The sequence below is a fragment of the Zunongwangia sp. SCSIO 43204 genome (assembly GCF_019904275.1).
In the GTDB taxonomy this organism is placed as follows: domain Bacteria; phylum Bacteroidota; class Bacteroidia; order Flavobacteriales; family Flavobacteriaceae; genus Zunongwangia; species Zunongwangia mangrovi.
This window is the reverse complement of the sequence record NZ_CP063204.1, coordinates 4,346,547-4,368,192: the sequence shown is the minus strand read 5'-3', so window position 1 is coordinate 4,368,192 and position 21,646 is coordinate 4,346,547. Positions and strand designations below refer to the sequence as shown.

11 protein-coding genes are annotated in these 21,646 nt (G+C 35.7%); 9 read left to right on the top strand and 2 right to left on the bottom strand.

What is annotated here, in order from left to right; translation table 11 throughout:
• The first annotated feature begins 101 nt into the window (after positions 1 to 101).
• Entirely contained in the window at positions 102 to 524 is a 423-nt protein-coding gene (locus INR75_RS19235) for a secondary thiamine-phosphate synthase enzyme YjbQ (protein WP_223090093.1), read from the top strand.
• Positions 525 to 608: 84 nt separating this feature from the next.
• On the opposite strand, the gene INR75_RS19230 is transcribed toward INR75_RS19235, so the two are convergent.
• Both INR75_RS19230 and INR75_RS19225 read right to left on the bottom strand, forming a co-directional pair.
• Complete coding sequence (locus tag INR75_RS19230; protein ID WP_223090092.1) at positions 609 to 1,793, bottom strand: DUF4861 family protein; 1,185 nt, start codon at positions 1,791 to 1,793, stop codon at positions 609 to 611.
• Between the two features lie 32 nt (positions 1,794 to 1,825).
• The gene (locus INR75_RS19225; RefSeq protein ID WP_223090091.1) at positions 1,826 to 5,899 is read right to left on the bottom strand and encodes a two-component regulator propeller domain-containing protein; all 4,074 of its coding nucleotides are present in this window, start codon (positions 5,897 to 5,899) and stop codon (positions 1,826 to 1,828) included.
• A gap of 308 nt (positions 5,900 to 6,207) precedes the next feature.
• On the opposite strand from INR75_RS19225, the gene INR75_RS19220 reads away from it, so the two are divergent.
• From INR75_RS19220 to INR75_RS19185, 8 genes are all read left to right on the top strand, one after another.
• A complete protein-coding gene (locus INR75_RS19220; protein ID WP_223090090.1) occupies positions 6,208 to 9,381 on the top strand; it encodes a TonB-dependent receptor in 3,174 nt (1,057 codons plus the stop codon).
• Between the two features lie 11 nt (positions 9,382 to 9,392).
• On the top strand, positions 9,393 to 11,369 hold the full coding sequence (locus INR75_RS19215; protein ID WP_223090089.1) for a RagB/SusD family nutrient uptake outer membrane protein: 1,977 nt from the start codon (positions 9,393 to 9,395) through the stop codon (positions 11,367 to 11,369).
• 15 nt (positions 11,370 to 11,384) lie between these two features.
• Positions 11,385 to 12,581 (top strand): DUF4959 domain-containing protein, encoded by a 1,197-nt coding sequence (locus tag INR75_RS19210; RefSeq protein ID WP_084840920.1) that lies wholly within the window; start codon positions 11,385 to 11,387, stop codon positions 12,579 to 12,581.
• A 19-nt stretch (positions 12,582 to 12,600) separates the two neighbouring features.
• On the top strand, positions 12,601 to 14,337 hold the full coding sequence (locus INR75_RS19205; RefSeq protein WP_223090088.1) for a DUF4998 domain-containing protein: 1,737 nt from the start codon (positions 12,601 to 12,603) through the stop codon (positions 14,335 to 14,337).
• 123 nt (positions 14,338 to 14,460) lie between these two features.
• Positions 14,461 to 15,693: a hypothetical protein gene (locus INR75_RS19200; protein WP_223090087.1), complete on the top strand. Its 1,233-nt coding sequence runs from the start codon at positions 14,461 to 14,463 to the stop codon at positions 15,691 to 15,693.
• A 121-nt stretch (positions 15,694 to 15,814) separates the two neighbouring features.
• Entirely contained in the window at positions 15,815 to 17,125 is a 1,311-nt protein-coding gene (locus INR75_RS19195; protein WP_223090086.1) for a BNR repeat-containing protein, read from the top strand.
• 24 nt (positions 17,126 to 17,149) lie between these two features.
• The gene (locus INR75_RS19190) at positions 17,150 to 18,391 is read left to right on the top strand and encodes a glycoside hydrolase family 88 protein (protein WP_223090085.1); all 1,242 of its coding nucleotides are present in this window, start codon (positions 17,150 to 17,152) and stop codon (positions 18,389 to 18,391) included.
• A 25-nt stretch (positions 18,392 to 18,416) separates the two neighbouring features.
• Positions 18,417 to 21,584 carry a glycoside hydrolase family 2 TIM barrel-domain containing protein gene (locus INR75_RS19185; protein WP_223090084.1) on the top strand — a complete coding sequence of 1,056 codons (3,168 nt, stop codon included), beginning with the start codon at positions 18,417 to 18,419 and terminating at the stop codon, positions 21,582 to 21,584.
• The last annotated feature ends 62 nt before the right edge of the window (positions 21,585 to 21,646 follow it).

The following is a 21,646-nucleotide window of genomic DNA, read 5'->3' as shown; positions in this document are numbered from 1 at the left end:
TATTGTGTTAGATGCCATCCTGAATGGTTGTTTAATTATAGTTATTGGCGTTTTAAGTTTGGTTTTGGCGTATTTAAATTATAAAAAGAAAGATTGGTAAAATGAAGACATTTCAAAAACAAATAGCATTACAACCTAAATCCCGTGGATTTCATTTAGTGACAAATGAAATTGAAGATCAGTTTCCTGAGATTGGTGAAATTCAGCAGGGAATTTTTCAGGCGTTTATAAAACATACTTCTGCAGGATTAACGATAAATGAAAATGCAGATCCTACAGTAAGAGATGATTTTGAAAGTCATATTAATAAAATGGTTCCTGAAGATCAGCCATATTACCGCCATACTTTTGAAGGATCAGACGATATGCCGGCACATATTAAAGCGTCACTTATGGGTACTTCGGTTCAAATCCCAGTAACAAATGGTAGATTAAACCTGGGAACATGGCAGGGCATCTATTTATGTGAGCATCGTAATCACGGTGGTTCGCGTAAATTAGTACTTACGCTGATGGGATCATAAAAATCAATTAGTTTCCGTATAAAATAAAAAAGTTCGCCAGCAATTGCTGGCGAACTTTTTTATTTTATAGACTCTTTTTAAAACTTAATCTAAACTTACCTTGAGGGGAGATCCGATAATTTTAGCTTGTTTTTTTAACATTTTTATCCAGTCTTCTTTATTGCTTACATCGCCACTTTTTTCCCAAGCAAATCCTGCATAATAGGTGAATTTATCTTTAGGAGCAGTAGTGATTAAAAGGTTGCTTTGATCTGGAACCTTACTTATGTAAGCAAAAGCTGAATCGATAGCAGCTGGTGCTATTACGATTCCTTCACCAACTTTAGCATCGTCTATGCTTTCCCAGTGCATTACCCAACCTTCTTCTTCATTAATTTCGTATTCTCCCTGATTGTTATGTAGTGTAATTCCCGTAGCATAGTTTGGGATTCCGTCTTCAGCTTCAAGACTAATCTCGAATTTAGAGAAATTGGAGCCAACGGCTAAGCTGATCCTTTTTGTTTCCTTTACATTGTATGGTCCCCAGGGATCGTAGCTTAGTTCAAAAATCGTTTTTAACGGTCCGCTTGCGATGGTTTTATATTCCATAAAATTTTGGGATACATACAAGCTATCGTCTTCAAAAATACCTATACCGCCTAAGCCTCGACTGCTCCCAACATGATAAGGATCGTAACCTTCGCCATGATCTGTATGATAATAGCCGGGACTTTTTATATGTTCAGCATACCATTTATTGATGATCGATTTATTGGTTCGTTTTAGCCAAATATCGATTCCGCTAGAAAGGGTACTTCCTGCAACACCTTCTAAAGCTTCCTTTTGGCCGGTTGGACCGTAAGTTCTAAAAGCAATTTTATCGTTTTCCCATGCATAATCGTCTGTTCTTTCAGGTACAAATCTAGAATAAGCTACAGCTTCTTTCTCTGGTATCGTAGACGAGCTATCACTAACTATTTTATAGGTAGAAGAGGTATTAGCATTTACTTTTGCCATAAATAAAAATTCTTCTGGGGTACCATCTTCATCGTAATCGATCCATTGATGTCTTAAAGTTTTTCCTGCAGAATCTTTAATATGAATATACTCTATAGGAGTTTCTTCAAACTTGTTTAATAATTTTTCAGCTTCAAAACTTACAATTTCACTTCTATCAAAATCCAGGTCGTTACTTACTGAAAGTGAAATACCGGGTTCTTCTGTTTTTTCAGTTTTACATCCGGTAGCAAGCAATAGCCCCAGAATAGAAGTGGTAATTATTCTTTTCATTTTTTGTTGAGGTTAGATTATCTTTTTTGTTTTTAGGTGAGGTCTCTATTTAGAGAAAATTCAGAGGGTAACTGGCCAAATTTCTCTTTAAAAATCTTTCTGAAATATTTCATGTTATTAAAGCCAACTTCAAAAGCGGCCATAGATACATTTAATCCTTCTTTTTCTATTAAATATAAGGATTTATCCAGTTTTATATCACGAATATATTCATTAATACTCTTGCCGGTAAGCGCTTTTATTTTTCGGTATAAAGATGCACGACTCATGCCCATTTCTTTAGAAATTAACTCGACCATTTTACCTTGAACCTGTATATGTTCGTGTACTTTCTTTTCGAATTTTTTAAGGAATTTCTTTTCAATTTTAACCTGCTGGCTTTCGGCAGTATTTGCAGTTTCCTCATTTTCTTCTTTTTGAAGAAGATTTTTTTGCAGTGTAAATTTCCTGTCTAATAGATTTCTAATTCGGGCTTTAAGAATAGCAGTGCTAAAAGGCTTGGTAATATAATCGTCTGCGCCTTCTTTATAACCAATCACGATAGATTCCTGAGTGTCTTTTGCTGAAAGTAAAATGATAGGAATGTGCGTGGTTTCTTTTCTGGATTTTAATGCACTGGTAAGATCGATACCACTTTTTTCTGGCATCATAATATCTGAAACTATAAGATCTGGCACATGTTTTATTGCCATGTTAATCCCTTCCTGCCCGTTTAAAGCATGCAATAAATCATATTTTTCTTTTAAAATCGAAGAGAGATAATGATGAATATCTGGATTATCGTCGATTAAAAGAATAAGTTCCCTATCGGTTTCTGGATTAAGTAACGCACGGGTTTCTAATTCTTTGTTTTCGTTAAGAATTTCAGCGGTTATTTTTTCAAAATCATTAGCTTCAATAGCATCACTGGGTTTTAACTCCTCAGGATTCCCTTTTGGTAAAAATACTTTAAAAACAGTATGCTGATTTTCGATACTTTTAGCCTTAATTTTTCCATCATGTAATTCGATAAATCGTTTAGAGAGCGCAAGGCCAATTCCGCTGCCATCTTTCTTCACTTTTTCGTCTGAATGATAATACCAATCGAAAATATGTGGTAAAATTTGAGCTGAAATGCCCACACCATTGTCTTTTATTGAAAATTGATAGCCATTTCCCTTTGTTTTTAGCCTTATTATTATCTGATCTCCTTTTGAAGTGTATTTTAGGGCATTAGACATCAAATTATTGAAGACAATATGTATTTTATCAAGATCACAATAAATTGAAGCCTCTTCTAAATCGAAATTCTTAATTATTTCAACGCTTTTTTTCTGTGCTATAGGTTCGTACATTTCAATCCACTTCGATAAAGATTTTGCGAGATTATGTTTAGTGATTTTTAGTTTGTTTAAACCATCTTCGGTTTGCCTAAAATCAAGTAACTTGTTAATTCTACCCAATAAAGTTTTAGCATTCTTTTCAATGATTCTTAAACTATTGGTATGCTCTTTCTTTCTAATTTCACCAAGTAAACTTTCCACTGGTGCCAAAATCATGGTAAGTGGTGTTTTCAGTTCGTGTGAGAAACCGGTGTAAAAGCGAAGTCTCTCTTCGTTAAGATCCTGTTCTAACTGGCGTTGATTTTTTTCGAAGACAAGAGATTGTTTCAGTTTTATTTTTTCAGTATAATATCTTAATCCAAACCAGATAAGGAGTAATCCTGAAATTAAATAAAGAGCATAAGCTGGGAGCGTTCTCCAGATAGGAGGAATTACCTGAATGTATAATTGATTTGAAGATTCCAGATAATCGTTATTGTTGGTTTTTAGCTTTAAATTATAATCACCTGGCGGTAGTTGGCTAAAGTTTATACGATTGGCATTTTTAATATTGATCCAGTGATCGCTATAACCTTCCAGGATATAAGAATATTCAATATTATCTGATTTTGGATATTTTAGGGAAGCAAAATCTAATGAAAATAAAGCCTGATTATAATTAATACGAAGTGTATCGGTAAGTGAAATAGATCTATCTAATACTGTTTGTGTGCTATCGCTAAGACTTAAACTTTTACCGTAAATTTCAAGATTTTTAAACACGGTAGGGAACACTGTTTTCACAGGATTTGATAATTCTTTGGTTTCAAAAATATTAAGACCTTTATTTCCTCCAATCAGCAATGTGCCGTTTTCGGTTAAAAGGCTGGCGCCAATATTAAATTCACTTTCCTGTATATTATTAAAATTGTTAAGATTTCTAATCTTATTGGACTGTAGGTTATATAAACTTATCCCGTCATTAGTACCTATCCAAAAATTGCCAGACAAATCCTGGGTAATAGAATTTATCGTGTTATTACTTAAACCATCGTTAGTAGAAAAACGTTGTACTATTTCAGTTTCTAGGTTTACTTTTAGTAAACCTTCATTCATGGTGCCCACCACTAGGTTGTTCTTATCTATAAAATGAACACTAAAAACAACGTTTGTTGGAAAATCGATATTTCCTGTATGAAAACTTGAATATTCACCTGTTTTATAATTGTATTTGATTAGGCCATTGCCGTAGGTGGCAAGCCAAATTTCATCAGGATCCTTTTGAATGATATCACGAATATCCAGCTTACTAAGGTCGTCTATATATATAAACGTATCTTGTTTAGGATTGTATTTGTACAAACCTCCCCGGTTAGTCCCTACCCAAATATTACCTTCTAAATCTTCGAATATCGATCGTACATCACTACCTTCAGATACTTTTTGGTCTAAATAGGTTGTAAGTTTCTTTGTTTTTAGATCGAATTTTGAAATTCCTTTTCTGTAAGTGCCAATCCAAAGATTGTTTTTAGAATCTTCCAATAATGATAGAACCAGATCTGTAGGAAGCGGAATGTCTAATTTAGAAAATTGTTTAGTTTCTGAAGAATAGGTATTGATCCCACCACCATCAGTGCCAATCCAGATATTATCGTTCTTTCCTTTTGTAATAGCTTTAACGCGATCATGCGAAATTTGAATCTCTTTGTTAGCAGAATGATCAATTAGCTGAATAGACTCTCCTTTGGGATCTACAAAATCTAAACCAGCTTCAGTCCCAATCCATATATTTCCGTTAGAGTCCTTAAATAAGTTTAGAATGTTACGGTTAAAAACACTGCTTCCATCAGTTTTAGGTGAAAAAGACTGAATCCTAATATTCTTACTATTAGATAATGAATTAGGATCAAGAATATTAAGTCCGCCATTTCTTGTACCTATCCAAAGCATTCCCTGATTATCTTCAACAAGACTTCGAATAGCATCATCTGTAAGTTTACTGTTTTCCTTATTAATATGTATTATCTCATTTTTATCATTGATAAGTTTTAAGCCTTCATCTGTGCCAACCCAATGTCTTTTTTTAGAATCGGTATATATTGTATTGATCCTGCCTTGAAAAAGTTTCTCGATTTTGGTCACAGTGGTGTCATTAATATCGATGCTGTAAACTCCATTATTATAGGTGCCTACTAATATGGAGTGCTCATCTTTTATATCTAACGAGCTTATACGGTAGTCTCTAAGTAAAACAGGTTCAGGATTACCGTTAAATTGTACGGCGATATGCCTGTTTCCTTTTATAAAATGTACTCCATAAGAATAATCGCCCACAACAAGCATGTTTTTAGAGAATTCTAAAATGCTTGTAATCCCGTCAGACAGGTATGAGTTTTCTGGTGATTTTTGCTGAAATAAATGTTTCTGAATTTCGTAGGTGTGAATCCCTCGATTGGTGGCCAGGTACAAATCGCCATTATTTGTGGGAACAATTTGTTGAATATAATTATTGATAAGCCCTGAATTTTCCTTGTCGAACTTCTCAAACTCGCTTCCATCAAATCTGTTTAATCCAGAATTTGTTCCTATCCAGATAAATCCAAGATCATCCTGAGTAATCGAACTCACCATATTATTAGACAATCCATTTGAAGTGTCATAATGGTAAAATTTAAGGTTCTTTTTTAGCGCAGATTTTTCCTCTTGTCCAAAGCTGTTTAGTGGAAGATAGAAACAGAATACAAGGAAAATACTTTTAAGGCTATTCCGCAAGAATCTATAATTAAGAAATAATTTAGAATTCATTTTTTTTAACTATTTGGTGACTTTGAGGCTTAAATATCAATTTGTACCCACTTATTGATCAAATTATACCCTTATTTAATAATAAAAAAGTTATAAAATTGTGAAAGCGTTAATGGGAGCTGTGAATATAATAAAACGTTTTCTTAACATAAAATTATAAATCAACTAATTAAACATGAAAAGAATGCAAAGCAAAATTACTAAGAAGTACAGAAGCAATTTTTTGAAGAATTGTCTAGCAAACTAAAAAGGATGTCAAACTAATATAAGAATCTGTCATACAAGATTTTTGTATAAAAACTAATCAGATGCGTAAAGAAAAAATATTTCTTTTATACTCAACTTTTATCATATTCTTTTTCAATCTGCAGGTATATGGTAACACTGAACCCATAGAAGTTCAGGGATTAAAAGTTTCAGGAACTGTAATTAGTGCAGACGATGGAATGCCTATCCCTGGCGTAAATATTATGGAGAAAGGTACTAATAATGGTACAGCCACAGATTTTGATGGGGATTTCGAAATTACTGTATCTGGTAAAGATGCAGTATTAGTATTTTCTTTTTTAGGATTTGAACCAAAGGAAGTAACTGTTGGGGATAATACAAAAATAGATGTTAGCCTAGAGACTAGTGTAGGTGCCTTAGAGGAAACTGTAATTATAGGTTTTGGAGGAAAACAAAAGAAGGCAAGTCTTGTAAGTTCTATTACTTCAGTTTCACCTGGAGAATTAAAAGGGCCTACCAACAACTTAACCACAATGATGGCGGGTAGAGTACCCGGTATGATTTCATATCAGCGTTCTGGAGAACCTGGAGCAGATAACTCAGACTTTTTTATTCGTGGATTAGGAACTTTTGGAACAGGTAAGCGTAACCCATTAATTCTTATCGATGGTATAGAGTCTACAACAACAGATATGGCTCGTTTGCAACCCGATGATATCGCATCCTTTTCGGTATTAAAAGATGCAGCTGCGGCTTCTGTTTATGGAGCCAGGGGAGCTAATGGTGTTGTTTTGATTACCACTAAAACAGGGAAAGCAGGAAAGACTAGGTTTAGTTTCAGGTCTGAAACCAGAATATCTTCTAACACAGATAACTTCGATTTTGCCGACAATATTACGTATATGAATATGGCAAATGAAGCGGCACTTACCAGAGATAGAAATGCGGTACTTCCTTATAGCCAAACTAAAATTGATAGAACTGCAGCCGGTGCTAATCCATTGCTTTATCCTAATAATAACTGGATAGAGCAGTTAATAAGTGATTATACCGTAAACGAGAGTTTAAACCTTAATGCCAGCGGAGGTAGTGAAAAAGCCAGATATTATATTTCAGGAACTTATAATATCGATAATGGGGTTTTAAATGTTGAAGGGCTAAATAACTTTAATAGTAATATTAAGCTAAGAAATTATTCTTTAAGAAGTAATATTAACCTTCAATTAACCCCTACAACTCAGGCTCGTGTAAACGTCTATGGGCAGTTTGATGATTATAACGGTCCTGTTGGCGGTGGGCAGGCTATTTTTAATAGTGCTGTATGGTCTAACCCGGTAGCTTTTCCTGCCGTATATCCTGCGGAATATTTGCCATATATAGAGCATCCACTTTTTGGAGGTGCTCCAACAGGAGTTGCTAGCGAAACCTTATTAACAAACCCTTATGCTCAAATGGTAAGAGGTTATCAAACTAATAAAGCTTCAACCATACAGGCACAAATAGAGTTACAACAAGATTTAGGTTTTATTACTGAAGGTCTTAGAATTCGTTCTATGGGATATATAAGAAGATATTCTTACTATGACGTTTCAAGACAGTATAATCCTTTCTACTACAGCTCTAGTATAAACCCGGTAGATGGTAGTATTCAACTTCGAGTTTTAAATGATGGTAGTGATACTTCTATAGGAACTATAGGGACAGAATATCTAAACTATTCTGAAGGAGCCAAAAATCTTGATTCTAGAATATATAACGAAACTGCAATTAATTACGATCGCGTTTTTGATGAAAAGCATGCGGTTTCTGGGATGTTACTTAACCTTATTTCCAGTTATGAAACAGGAAATGCAGGGAGTGTTCAAAATAGTTTAGCGAATCGAAATCATGGTATTTCAGGAAGATTTACTTACGGATATGATGATCGCTATTTATTTGAATTCAATTTTGGTTACAATGGATCTGAAAGATTCGCTAAGGGTAGTCGATATGGGTTTTTTCCTTCTGGAGGATTAGGATATAGGATTTCTAATGAGAAGTTTTTTGAACCTTTAGAAAATACGATTACAAATTTGAAATTTAGAGTAACCTATGGACTTGTGGGGAACGACCAGATCGGTAATGTAGATGAGCGGTTTTTCTATCTTTCTAATGTAAATCTTGATAATGGAACCTACGGAGCTTCCTTTGGACAGGAGTTTGGATATTATAGAAATGGAGTTTCTATTTCTAGGTACGCAAATCCAAATATTGGTTGGGAAGAATCTGAGCAAATTAACCTGGGGATGGACCTAGAGTTATTCAACTCCTTAAATTTTGTTTTAGATGTATTTCGACAAAACAGAACAAATATTTTACAATCTAGATCAGAAATTGGTTCTGTAATAGGACTTACTGCTACCCCTCAAACCAATTTTGCTTCAATGCAAAGTGAAGGTTTAGATTTCTCGGTAGATTTTAATAAGCAAATCAATTCAGATTGGTGGACACAAGCTAGAGCTAATTTAACTTATGCAAAAAGTGAAGTATTAGAGTTTGACGAGGTAGATTACCCAGATGATCTTGCTTATAGATCAAGAATAGGACAAAGTGCAGTTCAAACCTGGGGATATATTGCAGAAAGACTTTTTGTAGATCAGGAAGAAGTAAACAATTCACCTACACAATTTGGTAGCTATACCGGTGGGGATATTAAATATAGAGACGTTAATGGTGATGGTGTTATTTCACAAAGTGACATGGTTCCAATTGGTTTACCAACTACTCCCGAAATCATTTATGGTTTTGGAGGTACTGTTGGATATAAAAATTGGGACTTTAGTATATTCTTTCAGGGTTCTGCAAGATCTTCATTCTTTATAAATTCAGAAAACATATCACCATTCGTAATTAATGGAGGTGCTCAAAACGGGCTTTTAAATGTGATTTCGGAAGATTATTGGTCTGAAGACGATAGAAACTCTTATGCTTTTTGGCCAAGATTAAGCCAGACGTTTATCGAAAATAATAATCAAACTTCTACTTGGTGGATGCGTAGTGGTGATTTCTTAAGGCTAAAAACAATGGAATTAGGATTTAGCCCTAAAGGGAAGTTGTTAGATAAGTTGCATATAAATGGGATGAGGTTATATGCGAGCGGACTTAACCTGGCGGTTTGGAGTGATTTTGATCTATGGGATCCAGAAATGGGTGGTAGTGGATTAGGTTATCCTATCCAATCAGTTTATAACATCGGAATACAGTTAGACTTTTAAGAAAGGAACTTATGGAAATTAGATTAGAGAAAAATAAAATTAAAAGTATATCTAAAAAACTAAAAACAAGGTTTAATGGCCTTGCCTTGGGAATGTTATCTATGCTTGCTTTACAATCTTGTGAAGATAACTTTTTAGATGTTGTGCCAGATAATATTGCGACTATAGATCAGGCATTTAACTTAAGGAATGAAGCAGAGAAGTATTTGTTCACTTGTTATTCCTATATGCCTCGTAGCGCAGATATGCACCATAACCCTGCGATGTTAGCAGGAGATGAACTTTGGATACCAGATCAAAGACAGGCGTATACAGTGTATAGCCTAGATATTGCTATGGGCTTGCAACGAGTTTCAAATCCATATTTTAATGCTTGGGACGGTTATTACCAAGGAGGTGGCCCTAATGATAGTTATCCGCTTTTTGACGGAATAAGACACTGTAACATATTTATTGAAAATATGCAGAATCCAGATCAAGTTCCAGATATTACAGCATCAGAACGTGAACGCTGGATAGCAGAAGTTAAGGTTCTAAAAGCCTATTATCATTTCTATCTAATGAGAATGTATGGGCCTATTCCAATAATGCGTGAAAATGTAGCTATCGATGCTCCGTCAGAAGCATTAAATGTAGCAAGAGAACCCTTTGATGACGGTATAGACTATATAGTAAGCTTACTTGATGAGGCTGCAGCGGTTTTACCACCGGTAATTACCGATATTAATACAGAACTAGGTAGAATTACAGCTCCTATTGCAAGAGGAATAAAAGCTAAAGTTCTACTTACTGCTGCAAGTCCATTGTATAATGGAAACACAGATCTAGCATCTTTTGTTAATGCTGAAGGAACTCCTTTGATTAACACTCAGTATGATGAAAACAAATGGCAGTTAGCGGCAGATGCTGCATTAGAAGCTATTGAAGCTGCGGAAGGTGCTGGAAACAGTTTATACGAATTTCCTGGATCTGCGTTTGCATTGTCTGATACTACTGAAACTAAACTTTCTATTAGAAATGCTGTGACCGAAAGATGGAATAGTGAAATTGTTTGGGGAAATACACAAAGTCGTGCTACAGATATACAAAGACAAAGTATGTCTCCATTAACCGCAGAACATGGACATAGAGATGCTGAAAAGGTATTATCTCCTACTCTAGAAATGGCACAGATGTTTTATTCCAGTAATGGTGTGCCGATAAATGAAGACAATACTTTAGATTTCACTGATATTGAAGAATTAAGGGAAGCAGGACAAGATGATCGTTTTAATATCCAATTAGGTTATGAAACATCTATTCTAAACTTTAATCGTGAACCAAGATTTTATGCAGATTTAGGTTTTGATGGATCTATTTGGTATAAGTACGATGCAGGTTCTGAGGACACACGTTTTCATATCGAAGGGAAGTATACAGATTATGCAGGAAGTAATCATGCATTTTATTTCAATGTAACAGGTTATTATCTAAAAAAACTGGTAAACTGGAATCAGAGTTTTAGTTCATCAGGAGCAACTTATAGATCTTACGCATGGCCAGAAATGCGTCTGGCAGATTTATATCTAATGTATGCAGAAGCTTTAAATGAAGTTTCGGGTCCTAGTGCTACGGTTTATGATTATTTAGACAGAATACGAACTAGAGCTGGTTTAGAAGGTGTACAGGAATCTTGGCAAAACTATTCTGTAAACCCAGAGAAGCCTAATACTCAAACTGGTTTAAGAGAAATTATCCATAGAGAGAGAAACATAGAACTTGCTTTTGAGGGACACAGATATTGGGATCTTTTAAGATGGAAAACTGCCGTGCAAGAATTAAATGAGCCTATTTTAGGTTGGAACGTGTATGGCGATGACGATATCTCTTATTATCAGGTAACAACATTGTTTCAACAACGATTTGTAGCACCAAGAGATTACTTCTGGCCAATGGCAGAAAATGCGTTGTTGCAAAATTCGAATCTGGTACAAAATCCAGGATGGTAATTAAAAACAAAAATTATGAAATTAAAATTTTCAAAATATTTAGTTGTTTCGTTTATAGGATTACTACTATCCTGTTCAGACGAAGACCTCCAAACTCCTTTAGAGCAAAATAGTACACCTCCAGAGCAGGTTAGCGATGTTCAGGTAGAAAACTTGCCAGGGAAAGCAAGGTTAACATATACTCTTCCGGTAGATCAGGATTTACTTTATGTTCAGGCCAATTATACGTTGGAAAATGGAAGAGAAATAGAAGTAAGATCATCTTATTATAATAGCACCATGTTATTAGAAGGTTTTTCTGGTAATAGTGAAAGAGAAGTTTTTATAAGTACTGTAAATCGATCTGAAGTATCATCAGAGCCAGTTAGTGTTGCTGTAAATCCAGGACCTGCACCAATTTTTGATGTTTTCGAAACTATTGAAACTGGAGCTGCTTTTGGTGGTATTTATTTGAATGCAGATAATCCAACCAGAGAAGATATTGCCATTTTGGTAATGGAAAAAGACGAGCAGGGAGATTGGGTAATTAATGATAACAGTATATATTCTTCAACTAACGAAATTGCCCATTCTATTAGAGGAATGGATACAATTCAAAAAGAATTTGCATTTACGGTAAGAGATCGTTGGTTAAATTATACAGATACGTTATTTACAGATATTACTCCGCTTTTCGAGGAGGCAATTCCAAAAACAGGATATAGAGGTGTAGTATTACCAAATGATGCACCACGTCATAACAGTACACCTATAGAAGGACTTTGGGATAATAATATTTGGGATTGGCCTGGGGTTTATCTTACTAGCGGAACTTATAATGATGGGCCACATATTTTTACTTTCGATATTGGTCTCGAGGCTCAGTTAAGTAGAGTTGTGATTTGGGATTATCCTGAATATTTTAATGGTCGTTCTTTTTATTATCAGGCAAATATGAGACGTTTTCAGATCTATGGTTCTACAGAACTGGAAACTACTGGAGACCTTGATAATTGGATATTATTAGGGGAATATGAAGAAGTTAAACCATCAGGCCTACCATACGGGCAACAAAATGATGAAGACTATCAGGTAGCTTCTGCCGGATTTAGTTGGGATATTCCAATTGATGTGCCTAAAATTAGATATTTAAGAGTTTTATGTCTGGAAAATTGGGCAGGTGGTGAAAATCTTGCAATAAGTGAAGTGCAGGTTTATGGTAATACTAATTAATAGATGAAATTATAATATTATGAAACTGAAAAAACGATCATATTTAACGCTTATTCTTTTTTCTCTTTTCATCTATGCCTGTTCAGATATGGACGAGATGGATGAGTATAAAAGATACACTAACGGAAGGGAAATTTCCTATACCGAGAAAATGGATTCTGTAAATGTTTTTGCAGGAAGAAATAGAGCACAACTTCAGGGAATTGTAAATGCAGATCCAAAAATCACAAATTTTAGAGTGTATTGGAACTCAAAAAATGACTCGGTTACTGTTCCTGTAGAAAGATCTCAGGGGATAGATACCCTTAGCGTGATCATAGATAATCTACCAGAGAATATTTACAATTTTGAAGTAAGAACTTTTGATGATGAAGGTAACCAGTCTATTCCAGTTTATATAACTGGAAATGTTTACGGAGAGCGTTATCAGGAATCATTAGGTAAGCGTCGATATATTTCTCATAGTCTAATTGGGTCTAACCTAACTATAGATTACGCATCGATGGATTTGTCATCTGGAGTAATAGGAACAGAAATCGCTTATGAAAATGACGAGGGTGGGCAATCAGAGTTTTTTGTACCTATCGATAGCACAAATGTTATATTAGATGACTTTTTAGGAGGTTCTACATATTCTTATAGAACATTATTTGTTCCAGAGGAAAATGCAATAGATACTTTCTACACGGCCTACGACGAGTTTACACCGCAGTTCCAAATTACAGATCCTCCATATTTTACAAATGCAAGTTTCCCTTTTGAAAGAATTGCTTATGATGGCGCACGTTGGGGAACTCCTGCAGGTTGGATTCATAATGCCGCAGCTTTAAATCATAACGGTTTTGGAGCTATGGATGGAGATATCTTTGATCTTGAAAGTGGTTGGGGACAAGCCGATATTATTAATGGTAAAGTTTATCAAACAATGGTGTTAGAACCAGGTAGATATGTGTATACTATAGATATTAGCGAGATTAATTATGAAGGTGCAGATAACAATCTTGATAAAGGATATTTCACGGTTGCTGAAGGTAGTACTTTACCAGATGTTGATGATGTAGAAACTTCAGATGATGTTTTTGCTTATGAGCGAATTAACAGAGCAAACGGACTTTTTAGAACCTTAACTTTTACAATTACTGAAATTACTCAGGTATCTATCGGTATTCAAACAACCAATGATCAGGGAGCAGGCCGATTTATTAAGATTAATGAATTCAGTTTAAATAGAATCACTGAAGCCCCATACTTAAGAAATGCCTCTTTCCCTTTCGATTTAGCCGCAGATGGTGGACGTTGGGGAACTCCAGAATATTGGATACATAACGATGCCGCCTTAAGCCATAATGGTTACGGTGCTGCAGATGGTAATGTAGATGATCGTTTCGATCTTGAAAGTGGTTGGGGAGAGCCTAATATTGTTAACGGGAAAGTGTATCAGGTGCTATATTTAGAGCCGGGAACCTATAGATATTCCATAGACATTTTTGCAACAAATTACCAGGGAGATGATGCCGAATCTGATAATGGTTACTTCACCGTAGCATTAGGCGATACTTTACCAGATGTAGATGTTGTAGAAACAGCTGAAGAAGTTTTGGCCTGGGAACAAATACATCTTGATAATCTTGCCCCAGTATTAGAATTTACGTTAACTCAAACATCTGAAATTGCTATTGGAGCGCAAACCACCAATGCCGAAGGTGTAGGAAGATTTATGCAAGTAAGTGAATTTACATTAGAAAAAATAGATTAACACCAATCTATACCAATAGATTCGGGGATCTAGAAATAGATCCTCGAATCTTAAAAAAACACTGCACTGTAAAATCCATTTTTGGATACTTAAAATGATTCAAATTTTAAAAGCACAAGTGAGATGAAAATTTATTTAAATGCATTATTACAAAAAAATTATGTTCTTGTTTTCCTAATTTTTGGTATTTTTTCCTGTAGCGAAGATTCTACGGTAGAAAACGGTCCTACCGAACCTGAAGTTAGTGAGGATATTTCTATAGCCAGCTTAAATATTAATACGCCAATTAGAATTGCAGCTCATTCAGTTTTGTTATCTGGTGAGATTTTAAACGATGGAGGAGGAAGCGTTACTGAAAGAGGAATTTGTTTTTCCCTAAATGAAGGTGCTACTATAGAAACTGGTCACCAGATTGCATCATTAGTAAGAGGATCTGGAGAATTTGAAACTGAAATTCAGGGATTGGAAGATGGTGAAGATTATTATCTTAAAGCTTATGCCATCAATGAAAAAGGTGTTGGTTATAGCGAGGAAATTATAATTAGTACACCAATTGCTAATCCACCAGTTTTTGAAAATGATCGGCAGGCAGTTGCAGGGGCTCATGATGTTTTCTTCTATGTAAATTTATTAGAAACAGGAGAAGGAGCTATAGATGAAATTGGATTAGTATGGGGTGAAAACGAAAATCCTACTTTAGAAGATCATGTAGAAATTAATGAAGATTTAGCACAATCTTATCTTCAGCGTATTTCAGGATTAGATTCAGAAACCACTTATTATGTTAGACCTTATGCTCAGTCTAGAGGGAATGTTATTTATGGTGATCAAGAACAAATTACCACTATAAAACCTGGTAATTTTACATTTTGGATGCAGGACGTTCCTACAAATGCAGACCAGGAAACTATAGATGCTTATGGTCGAATAAGAGCCGCTTTTGAAAGTGCAACAAATTACTACAACAATTATACATCAATCGAAAAACATGTAACAGTTAACTACTCTCCCGGAACTCCAACAGCAGATGGTAGTTTTTCAGGAAATATTAGAGTAGGTACAAATCAAGGGTATCAAAGAACTGGCACCGCACTGCACGAAATGGCTCATACCGTAGGTATTGGTACACATAATGTTTACTGGGATTTAATGAATGGATCCTGGGAAGGTGCAAATGCTCCAAGAATTTTAAAAGTAATGACGGCGGGAGCCGAAGCAACGGTAAGCGGAGACGGAACTCATTTCTGGCCGTATGGTATTAATGGTGCACATGAAGATACAGGAGAAGAAATGCTTTATATCATTCATGCTATGATAATGCAAGGTTTTAAACTTGATGGATTACCGTCAAATTAATTGATTATATTCAAGTTTAAGTAAGATTGAACGATTTGTACCCTATTTCATGACGGTTCTTAGCTCTTATTTACTATAGAAATTGCTTATCATTGTCCATCTATATTAGTTAAAAAATTAAATGCTTCATAAATTTCATATTCCTCTTTTAGCGATCATTATTTCGCTTAGTTCCTGCTCCTCGATCAAAATAAAAGATATAGAAGTAGGAGAAGGTTGGGCAAATAATTCGGTAAATACAACCATTTTTAGAAAGAATGCAGTGGCATCTACTGGCGACTTTCAGTTTCTAGGGTACTATGATAATAATGGGCAAATGATTATTGCAAAAAGGGAGCTTAAATCATCGAATTTCGATTTAAGTAAATCTAATTTTAAAGGCAATGCAAAAGATGCACATAATTCTATAAGTCTTGCCGTAGATGGAGAAAAGAAACTACATGTAAGTTGGGATCACCACGACAATCCTTTAAATTATGCTGTAGGAAGTTCAGTTTTAAGTGCGCAATTGGGAGAAAAGCAAAGCATGACAGACAAGGATGAAAATAAACTTTCTTATCCGCAATTTTATAATCTTAAGAATGGGAATCTTTTGTTCTTATATCGTTCTGGGCAATCTGGGAAAGGTAAATTAGTTTCAAAACTTTATAATACTAAAACTCAAGATTGGACAGATTTGCATGAAAATCTTATAGATGGCGAAGGAGAGCGCAATGCTTACTGGCAAGCTAGTGTAGATATGCAGGGAACAATTCATTTATCCTGGGTTTGGCGAGAAAGCTGGGATGTTTCTACCAATCATGATATGGCCTATGCAAGGTCTAAAGATGGTGGTAAAACCTGGGAAAGATCAAACGGAGAGAAATATGAGCTACCTATCACGGCAGGTACGGCTGAATATGCCTGGAAGATTCCGCAGAATAGTGAATTAATCAATCAAACTTCTATGACGGCCGATAAAAATGGAAATCCTTTTATCGTAACCTATTGGACAGAAAATAATAAAACCGATTATCAAATTATTTATGCTGAAGATGGAAAATGGAAGCATGAAAATACCAATTTTAGAAAATCATCATTTCAATTAGGCGGTGGTGGTACCAAGAAAATTCCAATTTCTAGACCAGATATTTTAATTAAAGAAACTAAAAATAATCCAATCATTTATCTTTTGTTTAGAGATGCCGAAAGGGAAAATAAAGTGTCTATGGCATATCACAAACTACATAGCGACAAACCCTGGAAAGTAGTGGATCTTACAGAAGAATCTGTTGGAGAGTGGGAACCAAATTATGATTTGCAGCTTTGGGAAAACGAAGAAAAATTACATGTTTTTGTTCAGAAAGTTACCCAGGTTGATGGTGAAGGACTTGCTAAAGCTGAGCCTACAATGGTGAGGATTTTGGAAGTTTCAAATTTGCCGAAAAATTAAATAATCTTATAGTTCAAAATCCTAATGAAATTAAATACGCTTAAAATATTCAGTTTTGTTGTTTTTCTTAGCATTCTTTCGTGTAAAGAGAACAAAGAGACCGAAGAAAATAATACGAGTCAAACTTCAGAAGAAAAAATAACTAAGAGCATTTCTGAAGAAAAAATAGATTCAGTAAACCAGTTGGCGGCAAATCAATATTTATCGATGGCCAAAAACCTGGAAGAAAGTAGATATCCAAAAACATTTTATCCTGAAAATAACAAATTTGAAACCAGCAATTCTGGTTGGTGGACAAGCGGATTCTATCCTGGTACGCTGTTATACCTTTATGAAGAAACCGGCGAGGATAGTTTAAAGATAGAAGCTGAAAGGATTCTAACAGATCTAAAGCGTGAAGAATCGAATACCTCTACACACGATCTTGGATTTATGATGTTTTGCAGTTTTGGAAATGCCAATCGCATCGATCCAAAACCAGAATATCAGGAAATTTTAATGAATAGTGCTAAATCTTTGGCCACTCGTTATAACGATACGGTAAAAGCCATTAGATCCTGGGACAGTGCTTCCTGGAACAAAGCCAGTGAAGATGATTTGGTAGTCATTATCGATAATATGATGAATCTTGAACTGCTATTTTGGGCAACAGAACATAGTGGCGATAGCACTTATTATGATATTGCAGTGAATCACGCCAATACCACAATGGAAAATCATTTTAGAGAAGACTATAGTTCGTACCACGAAGTGATTTATGATGAAGCTACTGGTGATGTAAAAAAGCAAATTACCAATCAGGGGTTTGCAGACGATTCTAACTGGGCAAGAGGACAGGCTTGGGGATTGTATGGATATGTAGTGATGTATCGTGCAACTAAAGACGATAAGTATTTAGAAATGGCAAAAAATATTGCTGAGGTAGTACTAAATGATCCAAACATGCCAGAAGACAAGATACCGTTTTGGGATTTTGATACCGATAAGATCCCTAATGATTTAAAGGATAGTTCGGCAGCGGCAGTGATGGCTTCGGCTTTGTTAGAATTGTATGAATATACAGATGATGCTGAATATTTTACTGTTGCTGAAGAAATGTTGGAATCTTTATCCAGCTCAGAATATTTGGCAGATCAGGATGAGTTAGGCGGATTTTTACTGAAACATGGTGTTGGAAATATGCCCAATAACACTGAAGTTGATGTGCCTTTAACTTATGGTGACTACTATTTTGTTGAAGCTTTAAAAAGATACCAGGAAATTTAAAACCGTAAATCGATTATATTAAACTATGAAAAAGACCTTTTTTAGTCTTCTTAGTTTGCTGTTCTTTACCGCAACATACGCACAGCAAAACGAGTGGGAAGACCCAACTACAATAGATCGTAATAAGCTTGAAGGGCACAGTGATTTTGTATTGTACACTTCAGCAAAAAATGCTTTGCAAAACGATCCAACATCATCTAATCTGTACCAAAGTCTTAATGGTACCTGGAAGTTCAATGTGGTGCAACATCCCAGCGAGCGCCCAAAAGATTTTTATTCAGAATCTTTAAACGATAGTAATTGGGATGATATTAAAGTACCTTCCAATTGGGAATTAGAAGGTTTCGATCTTCCAATTTATACCAATGTTACCTATCCGCATCCTAAAAATCCTCCATATATCGGATTTCCTTCCGAGGAAAAAACAGAAAGTGGAGAAACCATCAATAAAAACGCTAAAGATGGCGATGAAGAAATTTACAATCCGGTAGGTTCTTACCGCAGAACATTTAGCGTTCCAGAAGCCTGGGAAGATCATGAAATTATCCTTCGTTTTGGTTCCATTTCGGGGTATGCAAGAATCTTTGTAAATGGAGAAGAAGCAGGAATGACCAAAGCTTCTAAAACTCCGGCTGAATTTGATATCACCAATTTACTGACAGAAGGCGACAATCTTTTGGCCGTGCAGATCTTTAGATGGCACGATGGTAGTTATTTAGAAGATCAGGATTTTTGGCGCTTAAGTGGTTTAGAACGTGATGTGTATTTACAGGCGGTTCCTAAAACAACGATCTGGGATTATTTTGTGACCAGTGGTTTAAGCGAGGATTATCAGGATGGAGAACTAAACGTGAATGTACAGCTGAAGGAATTTGATAAAGGAAGCATCAAAAAACCAAAAGTGAAATTTGCTTTAATGGATCCTTCTGGAAAAGAAGTATATACAGAAACTAAAGCTTTAGATAAAAATGCAACGGAAGTAAGCTTCAGCAAAACGCTTGCTGAGGTTGAACAATGGAGCAATGAATTTCCAAATTTGTACAAATACAGCATTAGTCTGTTAGACAAAAAAGATAACGAGATTGCCGCTATTGCGGGAAGAACTGGTTTCCGTGAAGTGGAGATCAAAAATGCACAATTAATGGTAAATGGAGAACCAATTACTGTTAATGGTGTGAACTTACATGAACATCATCCCGATAAAGGGCACACGCCAGATCGTGAAATGATGCGTAAGGATATCGAGGTGATGCAAAAGAATAATATCAATGCGATACGTATGAGTCATTATCCTCACGATTCTTATATCTACGAACTTGCCGATGAATACGGAATGTACGTGGTCGATGAAGCTAATATCGAAACTCATGCGATGGGCGCCGAATGGCAGGGGAATTTCGATAAATCAAAGCACCCGGCCTATCTCGAAGATTGGGCACCTGCACATTTAGATCGTATTAAAAGAATGGTAGAATTCCACAAAAATCATCCTTCGATCATTGTATGGTCTTTAGGAAACGAAAGTGGAAACGGACCTGTTTTTTACGATGCTTACGATTGGATCAAAGAACGTGATACTACACGTAAAGTTCAGTTTGAGCAGGCGGGTGAGAATCGCAATACAGATATCGTTTGCCCTATGTATCCTGGCATGAATTACATGAAAGAATATGCAGAGGATGATACCAAAGAACGTCCCTTTATCATGTGTGAATATTCTCATGCAATGGGAAATAGTAACGGAAACTTCCAGGAATACTGGGATATTATCGATAATAGTGATCATATGCAAGGTGGTTTTATCTGGGATTGGGTAGACCAGGGACTGCGTGCCGAAACTGAAGACGGTAAAGAATTTTGGGCTTATGGTGGCGATCTAGGCGCCGGCCATCTGCAAAACGATCAAAACTTTAATGCTAACGGATTGGTAAGTGCAGATCGTAAGGTACACCCGGCTTTAAAAGAAGTAAAAAAAGTATATCAAAACATCAAATTTGAGCTTGATGGAACTTCTATTGTAGTCACCAATAAATTCGATTTTACGAATCTTGAAGATTTCGATTTTAAATGGGAATTACTTGGCGATGGTGAAGTTGTAAAAACCGGAAAATTCACCGTAGATGTAGCGCCAAACGCAACTAAATCCGTTAGTATTTCGTTGCCAGAATTGGGTGACAAAGAATATTTTTTAAGCGTTTATGGCTATACTAAAAAAGCCAAGGCGATGGTTCCTGCCAATCACGAAATTGCCAGAGCACAATTTAAAGTAGGAGAAAATACATTTTTTGCTACTGCTGAAGGGGAAACTTCAGGAAAACTTAAGGTGAAAAAGCAAGGAAATGAACTTCAGTTTTCAAATGACATGATCGAAGGTGTTTTTAATACGGAAACCGGAAGTTTTGAAGCTTATCATTTAAAAGGAGCTGAAGCATCACCAATTTCGGTATTTCCACAGCCTTATTTTTGGAGAGCGCCAACCGATAATGATTTTGGAAACGGCATGCCACAACGCTTAAAAGCATGGAAAGAGGCGACCAATAATGCTGAAGTGACTAATGTGGATGTTGCTAAAAAATCGAAAGAAGGTCAGTTAATTACCGTAACGTATCAGCTTGCTGGTGTAGACGTGCCTTATACCGTGGAATATCTTATAGAAAATAACGGGAATATTAAAGTCACTGCTACTTTAGATAGTGAAAAAGACCTGCCTGAACTTCCACGTTTTGGAATGCGAATGATCCTTCCGGGGGACTATGAAAACCTTGAATATTATGGTCGTGGTCCCTGGGAAAATTATTCCGATAGAAATACTTCAGCCTTTATGGGAATCTATGAAGATAAAGTAGAAAACCAGTTTGTGTGGGAATATATCCGTCCGCAGGAAGCCGGTTATAAAACCGATGCACGATGGATTCAGCTTGAAAATAAAATAGGCGGTGGCTTAAAGATTATTGGTGAGCAGCCATTAGGATTTAGCGCTTTAAATGTTGCTACGGAAGATTTAGATCCGGGAGAATGGAAAGCACAACGTCACCCAACCGATATTCCTGTTCAGGATAAGGTGTTTTTACACGTAGATTTTAAACAACGTGGTCTTGGTGGTGATGATTCCTGGGGACGTTACCCGCATAGACAATATCGTTTAGAAGACAATAAATATAGCTATTCGTACACTATTTCTTTGCTGAAATAGAATGTCGAAATTGTATAAACTAAGAACAGATTTTTTTAAGATCTTAATTCTAAGAGTTAGAT

Bases quoted from the DNA above. Each gene is read 5' to 3' on its own strand.
- INR75_RS19235 (WP_223090093.1), top strand. From the start codon at position 102: ATGAAGACATTTCAAAAACAAATAGCATTACAACCTAAATCCCGTGGA.
- INR75_RS19230 (WP_223090092.1), bottom strand. From the start codon at position 1,793: ATGAAAAGAATAATTACCACTTCTATTCTGGGGCTATTGCTTGCTACC.
- INR75_RS19225 (WP_223090091.1), bottom strand. From the start codon at position 5,899: ATGAATTCTAAATTATTTCTTAATTATAGATTCTTGCGGAATAGCCTT.
- INR75_RS19220 (WP_223090090.1), top strand. From the start codon at position 6,208: ATGCGTAAAGAAAAAATATTTCTTTTATACTCAACTTTTATCATATTC.
- INR75_RS19215 (WP_223090089.1), top strand. From the start codon at position 9,393: ATGGAAATTAGATTAGAGAAAAATAAAATTAAAAGTATATCTAAAAAA.
- INR75_RS19210 (WP_084840920.1), top strand. From the start codon at position 11,385: ATGAAATTAAAATTTTCAAAATATTTAGTTGTTTCGTTTATAGGATTA.
- INR75_RS19205 (WP_223090088.1), top strand. From the start codon at position 12,601: ATGAAACTGAAAAAACGATCATATTTAACGCTTATTCTTTTTTCTCTT.
- INR75_RS19200 (WP_223090087.1), top strand. From the start codon at position 14,461: ATGAAAATTTATTTAAATGCATTATTACAAAAAAATTATGTTCTTGTT.
- INR75_RS19195 (WP_223090086.1), top strand. From the start codon at position 15,815: ATGCTTCATAAATTTCATATTCCTCTTTTAGCGATCATTATTTCGCTT.
- INR75_RS19190 (WP_223090085.1), top strand. From the start codon at position 17,150: ATGAAATTAAATACGCTTAAAATATTCAGTTTTGTTGTTTTTCTTAGC.
- INR75_RS19185 (WP_223090084.1), top strand. From the start codon at position 18,417: ATGAAAAAGACCTTTTTTAGTCTTCTTAGTTTGCTGTTCTTTACCGCA.